Origin of the sequence: Cytobacillus kochii, assembly GCF_044790165.1 — a bacterium.
GTDB lineage: Bacteria > Bacillota > Bacilli > Bacillales > Cytobacillaceae > Cytobacillus > Cytobacillus kochii.
On sequence record NZ_CP085254.1, the window covers coordinates 1462416 to 1478390 of the forward strand.

A 15975-nucleotide genomic window follows, 5' to 3' on the forward strand; every position below is an offset into this window, starting at 1 on the left:
AATGTTTCTTATTATTCAATAAAAATCTTCATATCCCCTGTTACTACTGACTTTATAAGAGTGTGAGTGGGTAAAATTTATTCTATCTTTCATGAATTTGTTGTATTCGCCTTTACAAAAAATTAATAAAGTTTTTCTTTACTTTTACATTATTCCTTAACTTAATTAATATCTATTCATATTAGAGCGACTTAAAAGTACTGCGCATTTATTTGATTGTTATGTATTTTTCTGATAATATATATTTCTTCTCACTTACACAACGTCAGATTACTCTCCATCAGCGGCTAATTATAAAAATGGAGGTAAATGATATGACAACGGTACATCAACACCCCGATTACAATGAAGAAAACCAGCGCTTAGAATATACCAAAAGATATATGGAAGCTGTTATTAAAACAGCAGAGACATCGAAGGATAATTTTCAAGACAATATGAAAGCAGCCTTTAAAGATGTCGATTCCAGTTTGGGTTATTCGTCTTTATTAACGAATGCTCGCTTTTTTGATATGTCAAAAGAAGAGCTATCAAGCTTGAAAAAGTCCCGACTGAAACCATATTTTGCAAGAATTGATTTTTCCAGAGATGATCAACCAGTGGAAGAAGTCATCTATATTGGAAAAACATCTTTATACTCAAGAGAAAATCAGGATCAATTAATTGTCGATTGGCGTTCACCAATAGCAAATCTTTATTATGAAGGCAGACTAGGGGATGTTTCGTATGTCTCTAATGGAGAGAATTTTAACGGTGAGCTTTTATTAAAAAGACAATTTATGATGGAGCGTGGCCTCCTTACTGAGATTCGTGATATTGATTTGACAACAAATGATCAATTGCTACAAGAAACGCTAGCTGGAAGTGCAAGTAATCGCCTCACAGAAATCGTATCTACTATACAAGAGGAACAAAATAAAGTTATCAGAGCTGATTTGAATAAACCTATCATCGTTCAAGGCGGTGCGGGAAGTGGTAAAACGACGATTGCTTTACACCGAATTAGTTATTTTATCTTCCAATACAAAGAAAACTTTCAACCTGAGCAATTGATGATTATTGCCCCAAGTAATCTATTCCTTGATTATATTTCCGAAGCGCTACCTGAGCTTGGTGTTGAGAATATTAAGCAAAAAACGTACGAGGATTATGTCATAGGAGCATTACAAAAGAAAAATATAAAATTGAAAAAAGACGATAAGTTAATTCAATTGTTAGAGAAAAATCATCAAAAGGAAACAGTTCATGCGCTTCAAATATCAAAATTGAAGGGATCTAAAGTTTTTCAAACCATACTGAATGAATATATGAAAGAAATATTTCTAACTTTTCATCCTCCTACTGATTTTTATGTTGATAAGTATCGATTATATAAAAGTGCGCGATTTGTAAAATTATTGGAAGAAGATTTTTATTATTTACCTTTGTATAAGAGACTAAATAAGTTACGTTCGATTTTACAAAATGAAATAAAACATAAAAAAAAGAAAATGCTTGAGAAAATTGAAATGTTTTATGATGACAAAATTGAAAGAGCATTATATCAAGCGAAAGATCCCGTGAAGAGAAAAAAATATGTCTCACAAGCCCTTGATAAGAAAGAAGCAAGGTTGAAAGAGATGACAACGGCAATAAAGACATCGGTTGCTACATATATGAAGCAATTTCCTAAAAAGAATATTTGGACTTATTATAAAGATTTATTTCAAAACCCACAGCAATTAGTGAAACGTTCACTTAATCAGTTAACACAAGTAGAAGCAGAAAATATTATTCGTTATCAACAAGACTTGTTTAAGAGGCGAATGTATGAAAGAGAAGATTTAGCTTTATTATTGTATTTGCAGGTTCATTTGTTTGGAATTGAAAAAGAGTGGAAAGTAAAAAACATAGTCATCGATGAGGCGCAAGATTATACGTTCATGGAACTTCTTTCTCTTAAGAAAGCAGCTGATACCGATATGTTTACATTAGTTGGAGACTTAGCGCAAGGTATACACTCTTATAGAGGGCTTACATCTTGGGAGGACGTAAAAGCCGAGATTTTCCCTCGAGCCACTTATACAGAATTGCAGAAGAGTTACCGGACTACTGTAGAAATTATGAAAGCAGCTAATCATATATTAAAAAAACTGCCGTATACCTTTCCTGAAGTAAAGCCAGTTGTTAGACATGGAGAACATCCGCAGTTTATTCCATCCCGCGAAGGCAAGCACTATATACATGTCCTAGAGGCTAAATTACTTAAAGTCAAAGAAGAAGGGTTTAAAACTTTTGCATTAATTGGGAAAACGATGAACGATTGTATGAAGCTTTATCAACAATTTGAAAAAAATGGCGAAATGCCGGTTTATTTACTAGGAGAACATGGACAAATTCCTAAAGAATCAGTCGTCATTGTTCCGGCTTATTTAGCCAAAGGTTTAGAGTTTGACGTAGTATTTATCTTTTCAATTGATGAAGTATTTACCTCAAAAGCTCCTTTAGAAATACAGTTGTTATATGTGGCAATGACTAGACCGCTTCATCGTTTATATTTTTATGGAAATAAAAAAACAGACTTTTTACTTGAGGAGGATTAAGATGGTAAAAATACCTAATGTAAAATTAGCAAATGGGGTCTTGATGCCCCAATTTGGTTTAGGTGTATATAAAGTAGAAGAAGGGAAGGAAGTGGAAAATGTCGTAAGGAATGCGATTCAACTAGGTTATCGCTTAATCGATACTGCAAGCTTCTATGATAATGAAGAAGGTGTTGGTAGAGCAATTGAACAAAGTGGCATACCTAGAGAAGAGCTGTTTATTACGACAAAGGTTTGGAATGATGATCATGGATATGAGCAGACGATTGCAGCTTTTAAGAAAAGTTTGAAAAAATTACATTTATCTTATATTGATTTATATTTAATCCATTGGCCTATGCCAAATAAGTATAAAGATACGTGGCGAGCACTTGAGTATTTGTATGAAGAAGGGTTAGTAAAGGCAATAGGCGTTAGTAATTTTCACGAACATCACTTAGAAGAACTAAAAAAAGTCGCAAAAATAATGCCAATGGTCAATCAGGTTGAGTTGCACCCGCAATTATCACAACAACCACTTCGTGAATATTGCTGGAGTAACAACATTCAAGTTGAGGCGTGGGCGCCAATTGCAAGAGGTGAACTTTCTTCGGAGCCACAATTTGTTACCTTAAGTAAAAAATATAATAAAACAGTCTCGCAAATTATTCTGCGTTGGCATATACAAAAACAGGTAATCGTTATACCTAAAACAACGAAATTAAAGAGGCTAGAGGAAAATCAAGCTATATTTGATTTTGCTCTGTCTGACGAGGATATGAGCGTTATTGACGATTATAATAAAAATAAACGGATGGGTAAAAATCCTGACAATTTGTAATTGCTATTTCCATATTAGGAAAAAACTGAATGAATGATTCGTTGAGTGCTTTCACAACCTAAGTGTACATCTAATGAAGATGAAATAGATGTAATGAAGGAGTGAAGAGCATTGTTTAGCTTTTTATGGTCATTAATTATAGGTGGACTTATCGGCTGGGTAGCGAGTTTAATCGCAGGTAGAGATATCCCAGGAGGAGTTATAGGCAATATTATTGCTGGCTTCATCGGAGCTTGGTTAGGGACTCTTATTTTAGGAGACTGGGGACCAGTAATCGCAGATTTTGCTATAATTCCAGCGATCATTGGTGCGATTGTGCTTGCCTTTATCGTAAGTTTCATCATGAGGTCCATGAGGAAATCGACAGATTAAAATAAGTAAAACGAACAATTTGAACTGTACTCCAATTGTTAGAAACATGAGCTAACAATTGGAGGTGCAGTTTTTTTATGGCTAAATTTAAGGAGCACTTCACTTCGAATTTGCTCGTTGTTTTGTGTTTTTATTATCGATTGTAAATAGATAAATAAAAGAGCTGATAATAGACTTTGTACTTTGTTTCCTTTATGGACATAATGAGCGGAAGTCTGCTGGTGCCGGACAAGTGATCTCCTGTTTTTCTTTTGTGAAGGGGTGCTGCCATTCAAGTTTATAAGCATGTAATGCTTGTCTAGTTAGCAGGTTCTTTCCTCCATATAAATGATCACCAACGAGTGGATGTCCGATATGACTTAAATGGACACGAATTTGATGGGTTCTGCCTGTATCGAGTTGACAAGTAATGAGTGAAATATTGTTTTTGCTATCATAAGCTTGGACGTCATAGGTCGTTTTGGCATTTTGCCCTGTAGTTGAGACTCTCCGCTTATTGGAATGATGGCGATCCTTTCCGATAGGGAGTTCAATACTATCATGTTTACTTTTTAGTTGGCCATGGACGAGAGCCATATACGTGCGCTTGATAGATCTTTGTGCAAGTTCTGTATCAAGGATAGCACCTGCTAAAGAATGTTTAGCAAACAGTATCACTCCAGATGTCTCCTTATCTAATCGGTGAATATGTCGAATGTAAGTAGATTCACCCTGAAGTTGCATATAATATTTGGCTGCATCTAAAAGGGTATTTTTTTGAACTAAGGTGTGTGGGTGTGTTTCCATCCCAGCAGGTTTGTTAAAAATGATTAAATGATCATCCTCGTACCTAACATCTACATCTGTATAGAAACCATCATTCTCAAGCGTTTCTACCTGAGGGTCCGTTAAAAGTTTGAATTGTAACCGATCTCCTTGGATTAGTGGCTTTTCCCATACAATAGGGTTGTTATTCTTTTTTACGCATCCCTCCATGCGCATTTGATGGGTCAGCTTTTTAGGGGCGCCCCAAATCTCTCTAAACAATTGCGTTGCAGATTGACCAGCCCATTTTTTTGGAATGGTTAATTCAAACCATTCTCCTTTTTTACTTACTGTTACCATTATTTACTTCCTTCCTTTTAAGCATATCATATAGTGTTTATTCATATAGATGAAAGTGTATTTAACAAGGATTATTCAAGTTCTCTTGTAGAAAACGATATTTGCATCAATAGTATATAAAATCATGGTGATAATTACCACCGAGAGGCAAAAGTAGTTTATGCTATTCTATTGGTAATCATGAAGTATTAGTGAACAAAGGTGGGTTACTTGTGAAAGTAGTTTTTGCGGCAACAACAGAACAAGAGGAGCAAATTGAAGCATTGGTCGATAAAATGTTTCATCATGTTTTACCTCATTATTTTTCAGAAAAAGAATTACAGACATTTGGTGACATGAATATTTTAAAGCCGACAGAGAAGTGTATGGAAACTTTAGGAGATGCTTATTCGGTATTGGCTAGTTTACAAACTTTAATGCACCTCCTTGAAGATGCAGGGCTGAAGAAAGAACATTGTGAGTTATTTAAAAGAAATACTGAGATTTTAAATCGTTTTGATATCTCTTTTCCATTTTCCTTTCATCATTTCCTTCCTGAACAAACAAAAGAGCCAATAAATATAGACCAAGCATACTTACAGTAAGAATCATTTAAAAGGGAAATACAAAAAAACGACCAAATTTATTTATGAACATTCGGTCGTTTTTTTTATTTATCCGTTTTTATTCTGTTACGTTTTCTTCAAACCAATCTTGAAATACAGCTTCTTCTTGGTATCCTGTAATACGAGCTACTTCTTTTCCATCTTCATAATGCACAATAGTTGGTGTTTCTGAAATACCAAAGTCATTCCAACCTTGATCGAATTCTAGTAAGTTGTATTGTAATAAGTCAACGCCCATATCATCAGATAAAGGAGCAACAATCGGAGTTGTTCTTTGGCAGTGAGGGCATGTTGGGCTAAAAAAGTATACCGTAGCTTCGCCGCTTTCACTTAATTGACTCTCTAAATCCTCTGGTAACACAATATTGCTATAATTAGGATCATCTAACTGATCAATCGTTTCTTGCTCTAAATCAGTTGTTCCATAAGGGTTGTCCCCTGAAACTTTTTGATCGTTCTGCATTTTTGTTAACAGTGCAACTCCGCCAAAAAGAATAATAATGACTGCTAAGAAAATGATGATTTTTTTCATTTGGTCTTCTCCCCCTTTGTTTTTTTCCATATCATGACACTACAAATAAAAATAATAATAAATGCAACCAATGCTAGAAATGGAATAGTGATAAAGCCAAACCAGTTAATATACTGTCCCGTACAAGGAACTCTGCCACATGCTGGAGCACTTTCAGTTAAAAAAGAAAGCTTTTGAATACCGTAATGGTAAATAGAGATGAGTCCTCCAATTCCAGATAAAATCATAGTATAAAAGCTGATTCGAAAGTCTTTTTTAACTACTGCTATGCCTAAAATGGCAATTAGAGGATACATAAGAATTCTTTGGTACCAGCATAATTCACATGGCTCATACTGTCTAATTTCGGAAAAATATAAACTGCCGAAAACAGCAATGACTGAGGCAGCCCATGCTGTAAACAGAATACTTTCCCTAGCATCCTTCTTTTCTGTTGGTTTCATAACGTTCTCCCTTTTTTCATATTTATAGGCGAAATGAAAAATATGTATACTAACGTATTTTAACAAATTATACGTCTCTTTAACGTAAAAATAAACGATGCTTGAGAAAATTCTATAAAAAGTCATAAAATCAACACAAATCAAGCATAGTTATGCGTTGACAAACGAATCTATAGGGAGAACATTTGACCAAGATTAGAAAAGGGTAAATAGGGGTATAAGAGTAACAAACGTTTGTTTCAATGAAAATAAGGGGAGTATTTATGAGAAAATTAGATTTAAGCAAATTTGAGAAAAAAATGATTATTAGAAACATGAGAGAAGAAGATATCGATAAAATTATTGCGCTACAAGAGGTATGTTTTCCAGGAATGGATCCATGGAAAAGAGATCACCTTGAAAGCCATTTAAATATATTTTCGGAAGGACAATTTGTAGCAGAGTATGATGGTGAAATCATTGGTTCTTGTTCCAGTTTAATTATTAATTTTGATGAATATGATGATCGCCATACTTGGGCTGATGTCACTGATGACGGTTATATAACTAACCATAATGATGATGGCTACAATCTGTATGGTATTGAAGTAATGGTTCATCCTGAATATCGTAGAATGAAGATTGGTCACCGTCTATACGAGCAAAGAAAGGAGCTAGCTCGGGAGTTAAATCTCAAGAGTATTATTATTGGAGGGCGAATCCCTAATTATCATAAGCATGCAAAAGAGATGAGTCCGAGAGAATATGTTAATGAAGTATCCCTTCATAAAATATATGACCCTGTACTATCCTTTCAATTATTAAATGGTTTTACACTAATGAGGATAAATCCTAATTACTTGCCAGATGATAGGCAATCCAATAAATACGCAACGTTAATGGAATGGAATAATGTTGATTATAAATCAACAACGAAAAGATTTTATAAAACAAGTTATCCAGTTAGAATTTGTGTTGTACAATATATGATGCGTCAAATTCAATCGTTCGAAGACTTCGCCAGTCAAGTCGAGTATTTCACAGATGTTGCCTCAGATGCAGAAGCGGACTTCGCAGTTTTTCCAGAGATATTTACGACGCAATTAATGTCATTTCTGGACGAGAAAGTACCGAGTCTTGCTATAAGGAAGCTTACTGAGTATACAGAAGAGTATATTCAATTATTCACTGATTTAGCAGTTAGGTATAACATAAATATTATAGGTGGATCTCATTTTGTAAAAGAGGATGAGGATAAAATTTATAATATCGCCTATTTATTTAGACGTGATGGTACGATTGAAAAGCAATATAAACTCCATATTACGCCTAATGAAAGAAAATGGTGGGGGATATCCCCTGGTGACGCTGTCCGCGTTTTTGATACGGATTGTGGAAAAATTGCGATTCAAATTTGTTATGATATTGAATTCCCAGAATTAGCGCGAATTGCGACTGATATGGGAGCAAAAATTATATTCGTTCCTTTTTGTACAGAGGACAGAGAAGGTTATTTACGTGTTCGATACTGTGCACAAGCTCGGGCCATTGAAAATCAAATTTATACAGCAATATCAGGTACAGTCGGGAATTTACCACAAACAGAAAATATGGATATACAGTATGCACAATCAGCGATTTTTTCACCTTCAGATTTCGAGTTTGCTAAGGATGGAATTGTCGGGGAGACGAATGCAAATATTGAAATGGTGCAAATTGGTGATGTAGACCTAGAGGTATTAAGAAGGAAAAGACAAGACGGTACAGTAAGACATTTGAAAGATAGAAGGCATGATATTTATCAAATTCAATATCGTAATCATAAATAAATTCTATAGACAGCTATCCTGCACGAACAAATTTATTTGTTCGTGTTCTTTTTGGGAAATGATGAATGTGGACTCTTAGGGATATATCCTTTAAAGAAATTGAAATAGAAACCGCAGTAATTGATTGAAAATTTTATAAAAATCCACTATTTTTAATAAGAGAGAATAGCTTACAAAATGGATTAATTTAGTCGATAATGGAAAGAGGTATTTAACCAGGGGGGAAAACGATGGATTGGAAAAGCAATGTAGATAGATGGAATACATATTCGCAATTGACTACTGAAATGAAAGAAGAATTAATTCAATTAAATGACAATGAAAACCACTTAGAAGATGCATTTTATAAAGACCTCGAGTTCGGAACAGGTGGGATGAGAGGAGAGATTGGTGTAGGCACAAATAGAATGAATATTTATACCGTTAGAAAAGCATCTTACGGTTTAGCCAAATACATAATTGAAAAGGGACAGGAAGCAAAAGCAAGAGGTGTAGTGATTGCCCATGATTCAAGACATATGTCACCAGAATTTGCTTTAGAAGCGGCAAAAACGCTTGCTTCAAATGATATTCAAACATATATCTTCGATGAGTTAAGACCCACACCTGAACTTTCGTTTGCTGTAAGATATTTGCATGCATATGCTGGTATTGTCATTACGGCTAGTCATAATCCAAAAGAATACAATGGTTTCAAAGTATATGGGCCGGATGGAGCACAATTGATACCAGAAGATGCCGATACAGTTATAGCAAAAGTAAATCAAATTGAAAACGAGTTACTTATTGAAGTAGAAGAAGAAGCACTGTTAAGAGAGAGAGAACTGATTGTTACGATTGGTTCATCTATTGATCGTGCTTATGTTCAAAAGTTACAGACAATTTCAGAAGACCGTTCTATAGGTGAAAAAACGGATCTTTCTATCGTATTTTCTCCATTACATGGCACGGGCAATAAACCGGTTAGAGAAGGGCTTGCAAGCTTGAATTATAAGCATGTTCATATTGTAGAGGAACAAGAAAAACCTGATGGTGATTTTCCTACAGTAGACAGCCCTAATCCTGAAGAAAGGTCTGCGTTTACGTTGGCTATAAAAAAAGGGGAAGAGGTAGATGCGGATTTACTTATTGCTACTGACCCTGATGCGGATAGATTAGGAATAGCAGTTAAAAATGATAAGAATGAGTATGAGCTTCTGACAGGCAATCAGACAGGTGCTCTAATTCTTTACTACATGCTAACACAAAAGAAGGATAAAGATAGCATTCCGTCAAATGGAATTGTCCTAAAAACAATTGTAACTTCAGAGCTAGGAAGAGAAATTGCAGCTTCGTTTGGTTTAACTACAAAAGATGTACTTACAGGCTTTAAATTTATTGCTGAGAAAATAAAAGAATATGAAACAACAGGTGAGTATAAATTCCTTTTTGGTTATGAAGAAAGCTATGGTTATTTGATTGGTGATTTTGCTAGAGATAAGGATGCTGTTCAAGCTGCACTATTAATTGCTGAAGCAGCTGCTTTTTATAAAGAAAAGGGTCAAACACTATATGATGTATTAATGATGATTTATGCAAAGTATGGTTATTTCCGTGAAGGATTAAAGTCGATAACTTTAAAAGGCAAAGCAGGTACAGAAACAATTGCAAACATACTCTCCACGTTTAGAAATATATCTTCAATTGATATAGAAGGTCTTAGTCATATCGCGACAGAAGATTATTTAACAAGTATTCGCACAGAAAATGGTCGTCGTTCGGCTATTCATCTTCCGAAATCTAATGTATTAAAGTACTTCTTCGCTGATGGTACTTGGATTTGTTTACGCCCATCAGGAACGGAACCAAAAATTAAGTTTTATTTTGGTGTTAAAAGCGAATCATTAAGCTTGAGTCAAGAAAAGCTTGACCATGTTCAAGTGGAACTAATGAAGAAAGTGGAACAGTTGATACAAGAGGAATTGTAAAACTAAAAAATTCGAACATCATTCAAATCTTAAAGGATGAGAATATGTTCGATTTTTTTATTCAAGTAATGGCCTTGTTAACCCCTCATTAGCCCTAGGGTAAATAAAAGTAAAGGACATTAAAGAGATCATTGTAGTAAAGATTTGTTTTAGCACTAGCTGATTGGAAGCCAAGGAAAGTGGATTTGCGTGTCGTGGATAATTGCTGAACATTCACTAATTTCAGTTAGAAGTAGTATCAAATAAGCTTCATATATACGACCTTAGGCTGAGAAAATTTCATCGTTGTGAATGAAGATCATTACATAAATACTCGTTATAATAGTCATAAAGTGAGGGTTAAAGAGAATGGCGGATCAACAAATTCGTGAAGCAGTCATACTTAAGGAAATAGCGGAATTACTTAATGAAGGAAGCGAAATGAAAGAAACATTGTCTGCAGTATTAGAAAGATTGCTACAAGTCACTCAATTAAAAACAGGCTGGCTTTTTTTAATCAAAAAGCATGAACCAACGCTAATCGCACATCATCAATTGCCCCAAGCATTAACAACGAATCAATTAGCTCCGATGTGTTCGAAAGAATGCTGGTGTGTAAACCGTTACAATAACGGTGAATTAAATCGTGCGAGTAATATTATCAACTGTAAAAGAATTGAAGAGGCAAAAAAGAATGGATATGCTGACATTGAAGGTTTAACCCACCATGCAACAGTTCCCCTTCGCTTTGGTGAAGAAATGTTCGGCATTTTAAATGTAGGAGCTCCGAATAAAATTCATTTCTCAGAAAAGGAACTTTCTTTATTAGAATCTGTTGCTTTTCAAATAGGGTCGACATTAAAAAGAATGGCATTAACTGCGAGGGAACGAGAAATGGCACTTATTGAGGAAAGAAATCGTCTTGCACAGGAATTGCATGACTCTGTCAATCAGTTGTTATTTTCGGTTAGTTTAACGGCTCGAGGAGGAAGGGAAATAACAAAATCTAAAACTGTTCAAGAAACATTTACTTATATACAAGAGCTTTCCCAACAAGCCCTTCATGAAATGCGTGATCTGATCTGGCAGTTAAAACCAAAAAGTCTAGAAAACGGGTTGCTCACATCATTAAAAGAATACAGTGAAATGCTTGGGCTTCAGTTACATTGTCATGTTAATACATTAACAAATATTTCTCCACAAACAGAAGAAACTTTATGGAGGATAGCTCAAGAGGCAATGATGAATTGTAAGAAGCATTCTGGTCAGGATAAGATTGATATTGCAATTGATTTCAACCAGGATAAACAGATAATACAGATGAGTATAACTGATCATGGTGTAGGTTTTAATTACAGTCCATCTGTATTCTTACCTTCTCATGGATTGAGAAATATGCGTCAACGAGCTGAACGACGGAATGGTACCATGGATGTATCTACTAGTGAAGGGAAGGGAACGAAAATCACTATACGCCTGTTCAATTAAGAGGAGGGTCTAACGGGTGAATGTATTAATTATTGACGATCATCATGTTGTAAGAAAAGGGCTTATCTTTTTTTTGAATACACAAAAGGATATCCATATTGTTGGTGAAGGAAGTACTGGAGAGGAAGCAATAAAATTAACAGAACAATGTATGCCAGATCTTATTTTAATGGATCTTGATATGCCTGACATGAATGGAATCGAAGCAACTAAAGCAATTAGGAAGAAATTTCCCCAAGTAAAAATACTCATACTGACAAGTTATTCAGATCAAAGCCATTGTATCCCTGCAATAGCAGCCGGTGCATCAGGTTATCAACTTAAGGATGTTGAACCAGATGAGCTTGTAAAAACGATGAATGAAATAATGGATGGGGAAAATTATATTCATCCTAAAGCGACAACTCATTTAATGTCAAAATTCTCACATGAAAATGAGGATATACATTTATGGCATGAACTTACAAAAAGAGAAAAAGAAGTATTATCCGAAATGGGAAAAGGTAAATCCAATAAAGAAATAGCGGCTGAATTATTTATTACAGAGAAAACGGTAAAAACACATGTGTCTCATATATTATCCAAGTTAGACGTCGATGACCGCACGCAAGCGGCCATTTTTGCAGTGAAAAATAACTTTGTCATGTAAAAGAAGAGCACTATAAATAGATAGTGCTCTTACATTATTGGTGGAATTCTACATAAAATAGGGTGAAGCTGTTTTCATTTCTTCTTCCGATAATTGATTGGCGTGATCAATATAACGTAGAAGTGTATATAGATGCTGTTCGATAATCGTGTAATCTTTTTCAAAATTGTACGCATGTAGAAAATGCTCGATTTTTTTCGCTAAAAATTGATCACTTGTTCTAACCATAAGAATGAGTAAATTATCCCATTCGGAACGGTGAGTATAATATAACGCACGGTCATAATCCACTTTATTCATTTTCATTCTCCTCCCTTGGGAGTTAAGAATAGTTTGAGCCATAATGAATTATTTTTTCAACCAAAAATTTGGTCAACCTGTTATTTCACGTTTATCAAGTTTTACCTGTATAAAAATAAATTCTTTCATTGATACATAATCGAGTTGCAATTTGAAAAAGATAGAAGTAGTAATTTTAGATAAACGGGGGTTTATTGTATGAAAAAGCTACTTTTATTGTTACTTACTGTAGTATGTTTAAACTACATTCAGGCACCGGTATTTGCCGACGTACATACACATGGAGAACATAAAGAAAAAGTCGATTATAAAAAATACGGCAGAATTGCAACAGCGGTTGTGAAGGAAGATTACCCAGAAGAAGAAGTTGTTGATTATCAGTATGCTGGAAGACGGATGATTTCAGAAAATGAAGTCATTGATACTTTTATATTTCAAGTAAAAGAGGATGGAAAAGATTTGACTGTGCTTGTTAAAGTAACTCATCGACTAGACGATAGTAAATTCTTAAATTTAACGGTTGAAGAGCAGGAGCGAAAGTGAAAAGAATGTAGTAAACTCCTATCGACTTCTTTTAGAAAAAAATAATTATTTCACAAAGGATGCTCATTTTAAGGGCATCCTTTGTTTGTCTAAATAAGGATTAAATAGATCACTAAAAGTCTTGTTTGAAGACTGAAGTATACTCATCATTCTCTTTTTTCTATCATAGATTATGTTAAAGGTGAAGATAGGGAGTGAGAGAATGCTTGGTAGTGAACACAAATCGTTAGAATATGCAATAGACGAAATCACAGAAATCGCCACAGGTTTTGGGCTGGATTTTTATCCGATGAGATATGAGGTATGTCCAGCAGAGATCATTTATACTTTTGGTGCTTATGGGATGCCAACAAGATTTTCACACTGGAGTTTTGGAAAGCAATTTTTTAAGATGAAACTACATTATGATCTCGGTTTGTCGAAAATATATGAATTGGTGATTAACTCTGATCCATGTTATGCTTTTTTATTAAATTCCAACTCTTTAATTCAAAACAAATTAATTGTCGCACATGTTCTTGCTCACTGTGACTTTTTTAAAAATAATGTTCGATTCCAAAATACAAAGAGAGATATGGTTGAAAGCATGTCTGCTACGGCAGAGCGTATTAGAAAATATGAAATTGACTATGGAAAAAAAGAAGTAGAGACATTTTTAGATGCCATTTTAGCTATCGAAGAACATATAGATCCTTCTCTTATGCGTCCGAAATTTATTTGGGATCATGAAGAAGAAGAAGAGAGCTCGTCTTTCCATGTTGAAACGCCTTATGACGATTTATGGGGACTTGATCCAAAAGAAGTAAAACAGAAAAAGAAAAAAATGAAGAAGTTCCCACCTAAGCCAGAAAAAGATATTCTTTTATTCATTGAACAATACAGTCGTGAATTGACTGATTGGCAGAGAGATATCTTAACAATGATGCGAGAAGAGATGCTCTACTTTTGGCCACAACTTGAGACGAAAATTATGAACGAAGGCTGGGCATCCTTTTGGCATCAACGAATTTTAAGGGAGATGGATCTTACTTCTGGAGAAGCTTTGGAATTTGCGAAATTAAATGCTGGTGTTGTGCAACCATCAAAAACCAGTATCAATCCTTATTACCTTGGCTTGAAGATCTTTGAGGATATTGAAGAGCGATATAATCACCCTACGGAAGAAATGATTGAGAGAGGAGTAGAGGTTGGCTCTGGTAGGGAAAAAATGTTTGAAGTACGAGAAATTGAATCTGATATCTCGTTTATCCGTAATTACTTAACAAAAGATTTAGTGATGAGAGAGGATATGTATTTATTCCAAAAGCAAGGAAAAGATTATAAAGTTGTCGATAAAGGATGGGAAAATGTCCGTGATCAGCTAGTTAGTATGAGAGTCAATGGAGGATTTCCTTATCTGACGGTAAATGATGGAGATTATATGAAAAACGGTGAATTGTATTTAAAGCACTGGTTTGAAGGGATTGAGCTTGATTTGAAATATTTAGAGAAAGTTCTGCCTTATGTATATCAGTTATGGGGGAGAGCGGTTCATATGGAAACAATTGTAGAAGAGAAGGAAATGGTTTTTACTTATGATGGAAAGGCGCTTCATAGAAAATATCTATAAAGATGCCCGCTGAAAATTCAATAATTATGACAAATACGAACAGTTGAAATTCTCATCTGTTCGTATTTTTTATGGGTGGGGTTAAACTGCAATAGATGAATGGCAGTATTTTAAAACTAATGAAGAGCAGATTTGAATTTACTACCTCGTGCTTCTTGTGTGTCCATAATGGTTGTAAAAGCAAGAGGATCAATCTCAGCAATGATAGTTTTAAGTTTAGATATTTCTAATCGAGTCACAACAACATAAATAATTTCTTTATCAGTATTAATATATCCACCTTTGCCGTTCAATTTCGTCACACTTCTTCCTAGCTTTGTAATAATACAATCAGCCATCTCCTTATAATGGTCAGAAACGATGAGCACAGCTTTCGTATCTCCTTCAAAACCTTGTACAACCATATCAATCGTTTTAGAAGCAATATAGTAAGTGATGATTGAATACATGGCTTGTTCCCACCCTAAGACGAATCCTGCCCAGACAAAAACGAAAATATTAAAGAACATGATAAATTCCCCTATAGAAAAGGGGATTTTTTTTGTTAAAAGAATAGCCATAATATCAGTCCCATCTAACGCACCACCATGTCGAATGACTAGCCCCACTCCTGCTCCTAGGATGACACCTCCGAATACTGTTGCCAGTAACGGGGTAGATGTAAAAGGAGAGGTATGATGAAAGAATGATTCGACTCCTGCTAAAGAGATAATGCCTATTAAGGAAGCAAGAAAAAAACTTTTTCCTAATAGCTTATAGCCAGCAATTAAAAAAGGAATATTAAAACAAATAAATAATACACCGAAATGGATGGTTGTTAAATGGTTAACGATTAAGGAAATACCAATAATGCCACCATCTATAATCAGGTTTGGTATAAGAAATAATTCAATTGATAAAGCAGCAAGTGTAGCACCAGCGATGATCATTATGTAGTTATAGATAAAATATGCTTTACGGTTGAAGAGTGCTTTTATCATGAAAAATCCTACTTTCTGTTGAAGAAGCTTTGTTCGTATGATTTTTGTTATTATGTGTAAAATATTATTTTTGTAAACAATACCATATTTTGGACTATAAACAAACTTTTCATTCGATTTCATACAAAACAGTTGAACAATTCCGTTTTGTTCTTCATAATGTAATATATGAACATATATTCATATATATAGAA

Annotated in this window: 15 protein-coding genes; 10 read left to right on the top strand and 5 right to left on the bottom strand. The window is 34.6% G+C overall.

Annotation, left to right across the window (positions count from 1 at the left end; all coding sequences use genetic code 11):
• Positions 1–314: 314 nt before the first annotated feature.
• The 3 genes from LG276_RS07815 (at position 315) to LG276_RS07825 (ending at position 3774) form a co-directional block, all read left to right on the top strand.
• Positions 315–2582, top strand: coding sequence for a UvrD-helicase domain-containing protein (locus tag LG276_RS07815; RefSeq protein WP_251161265.1), 2268 nt, complete (start codon positions 315–317; stop codon positions 2580–2582).
• Between the two features lies 1 nt (position 2583).
• Entirely contained in the window at positions 2584–3402 is an 819-nt protein-coding gene (locus LG276_RS07820) for an aldo/keto reductase (protein WP_251161266.1), read from the top strand.
• A 111-nt stretch (positions 3403–3513) separates the two neighbouring features.
• Positions 3514–3774 (top strand): GlsB/YeaQ/YmgE family stress response membrane protein, encoded by a 261-nt coding sequence (locus tag LG276_RS07825; protein ID WP_224939070.1) that lies wholly within the window; start codon positions 3514–3516, stop codon positions 3772–3774.
• Positions 3775–3966: 192 nt separating this feature from the next.
• On the opposite strand, the gene LG276_RS07830 is transcribed toward LG276_RS07825, so the two are convergent.
• A complete protein-coding gene (locus LG276_RS07830; RefSeq protein ID WP_251161267.1) occupies positions 3967–4878 on the bottom strand; it encodes an RluA family pseudouridine synthase in 912 nt (303 codons plus the stop codon).
• Between the two features lie 212 nt (positions 4879–5090).
• Here LG276_RS07830 and LG276_RS07835 point away from each other — a divergent pair, with 212 nt between their 5' ends.
• The gene (locus tag LG276_RS07835) at positions 5091–5462 is read left to right on the top strand and encodes a DUF5365 family protein (RefSeq protein WP_224939072.1); all 372 of its coding nucleotides are present in this window, start codon (positions 5091–5093) and stop codon (positions 5460–5462) included.
• A gap of 79 nt (positions 5463–5541) precedes the next feature.
• On the opposite strand, the gene LG276_RS07840 is transcribed toward LG276_RS07835, so the two are convergent.
• Together LG276_RS07840 and LG276_RS07845 are read right to left on the bottom strand one after the other, a co-directional pair.
• Entirely contained in the window at positions 5542–6015 is a 474-nt protein-coding gene (locus tag LG276_RS07840) for a thioredoxin family protein (RefSeq protein WP_224939073.1), read from the bottom strand.
• Positions 6012–6458 (bottom strand): disulfide oxidoreductase, encoded by a 447-nt coding sequence (locus LG276_RS07845; RefSeq protein WP_251161268.1) that lies wholly within the window; start codon positions 6456–6458, stop codon positions 6012–6014. The genes LG276_RS07840 and LG276_RS07845 overlap by 4 nt, the downstream gene beginning before the upstream one ends.
• Before the next feature lie 263 nt (positions 6459–6721).
• On the opposite strand from LG276_RS07845, the gene LG276_RS07850 reads away from it, so the two are divergent.
• The 4 genes from LG276_RS07850 (at position 6722) to LG276_RS07865 (ending at position 12349) form a co-directional block, all read left to right on the top strand.
• Entirely contained in the window at positions 6722–8266 is a 1545-nt protein-coding gene (locus LG276_RS07850) for a bifunctional GNAT family N-acetyltransferase/carbon-nitrogen hydrolase family protein (protein ID WP_224939075.1), read from the top strand.
• A gap of 230 nt (positions 8267–8496) precedes the next feature.
• A complete protein-coding gene (locus LG276_RS07855) occupies positions 8497–10233 on the top strand; it encodes a phospho-sugar mutase (protein ID WP_251161269.1) in 1737 nt (578 codons plus the stop codon).
• Between the two features lie 348 nt (positions 10234–10581).
• Positions 10582–11700, top strand: a complete 1119-nt coding sequence (locus LG276_RS07860) for a GAF domain-containing sensor histidine kinase (protein ID WP_251161270.1) — start codon at positions 10582–10584, stop codon at positions 11698–11700.
• Between the two features lie 16 nt (positions 11701–11716).
• A complete protein-coding gene (locus LG276_RS07865; protein WP_224939078.1) occupies positions 11717–12349 on the top strand; it encodes a response regulator transcription factor in 633 nt (210 codons plus the stop codon).
• Positions 12350–12397: 48 nt separating this feature from the next.
• Here the strand turns inward: LG276_RS07865 and LG276_RS07870 are convergent, their stop codons facing one another.
• Positions 12398–12649, bottom strand: coding sequence for a YhdB family protein (locus tag LG276_RS07870; protein ID WP_095369951.1), 252 nt, complete (start codon positions 12647–12649; stop codon positions 12398–12400).
• Positions 12650–12847: 198 nt separating this feature from the next.
• Between LG276_RS07870 and LG276_RS07875 the strand changes: the two genes are divergently transcribed.
• Both LG276_RS07875 and LG276_RS07880 read left to right on the top strand, forming a co-directional pair.
• Positions 12848–13192, top strand: a complete 345-nt coding sequence (locus tag LG276_RS07875; protein WP_224939079.1) for a DUF3889 domain-containing protein — start codon at positions 12848–12850, stop codon at positions 13190–13192.
• Between the two features lie 202 nt (positions 13193–13394).
• Positions 13395–14801, top strand: a complete 1407-nt coding sequence (locus LG276_RS07880; RefSeq protein ID WP_251161271.1) for a SpoVR family protein — start codon at positions 13395–13397, stop codon at positions 14799–14801.
• A 116-nt stretch (positions 14802–14917) separates the two neighbouring features.
• On the opposite strand, the gene LG276_RS07885 is transcribed toward LG276_RS07880, so the two are convergent.
• Positions 14918–15781, bottom strand: a complete 864-nt coding sequence (locus LG276_RS07885; RefSeq protein ID WP_224939081.1) for a YitT family protein — start codon at positions 15779–15781, stop codon at positions 14918–14920.
• Positions 15782–15975: the final 194 nt, after the last annotated feature.

Bases quoted from the DNA above. Each gene is read 5' to 3' on its own strand.
- LG276_RS07885 (WP_224939081.1), bottom strand. From the start codon at position 15,781: ATGATAAAAGCACTCTTCAACCGTAAAGCATATTTTATCTATAACTAC.
- LG276_RS07815 (WP_251161265.1), top strand. From the start codon at position 315: ATGACAACGGTACATCAACACCCCGATTACAATGAAGAAAACCAGCGC.
- LG276_RS07870 (WP_095369951.1), bottom strand. From the start codon at position 12,649: ATGAATAAAGTGGATTATGACCGTGCGTTATATTATACTCACCGTTCC.
- LG276_RS07855 (WP_251161269.1), top strand. From the start codon at position 8,497: ATGGATTGGAAAAGCAATGTAGATAGATGGAATACATATTCGCAATTG.
- LG276_RS07880 (WP_251161271.1), top strand. From the start codon at position 13,395: ATGCTTGGTAGTGAACACAAATCGTTAGAATATGCAATAGACGAAATC.
- LG276_RS07830 (WP_251161267.1), bottom strand. From the start codon at position 4,878: ATGGTAACAGTAAGTAAAAAAGGAGAATGGTTTGAATTAACCATTCCA.
- LG276_RS07850 (WP_224939075.1), top strand. From the start codon at position 6,722: ATGAGAAAATTAGATTTAAGCAAATTTGAGAAAAAAATGATTATTAGA.
- LG276_RS07860 (WP_251161270.1), top strand. From the start codon at position 10,582: ATGGCGGATCAACAAATTCGTGAAGCAGTCATACTTAAGGAAATAGCG.
- LG276_RS07875 (WP_224939079.1), top strand. From the start codon at position 12,848: ATGAAAAAGCTACTTTTATTGTTACTTACTGTAGTATGTTTAAACTAC.
- LG276_RS07840 (WP_224939073.1), bottom strand. From the start codon at position 6,015: ATGAAAAAAATCATCATTTTCTTAGCAGTCATTATTATTCTTTTTGGC.
- LG276_RS07845 (WP_251161268.1), bottom strand. From the start codon at position 6,458: ATGAAACCAACAGAAAAGAAGGATGCTAGGGAAAGTATTCTGTTTACA.
- LG276_RS07820 (WP_251161266.1), top strand. From the start codon at position 2,584: ATGGTAAAAATACCTAATGTAAAATTAGCAAATGGGGTCTTGATGCCC.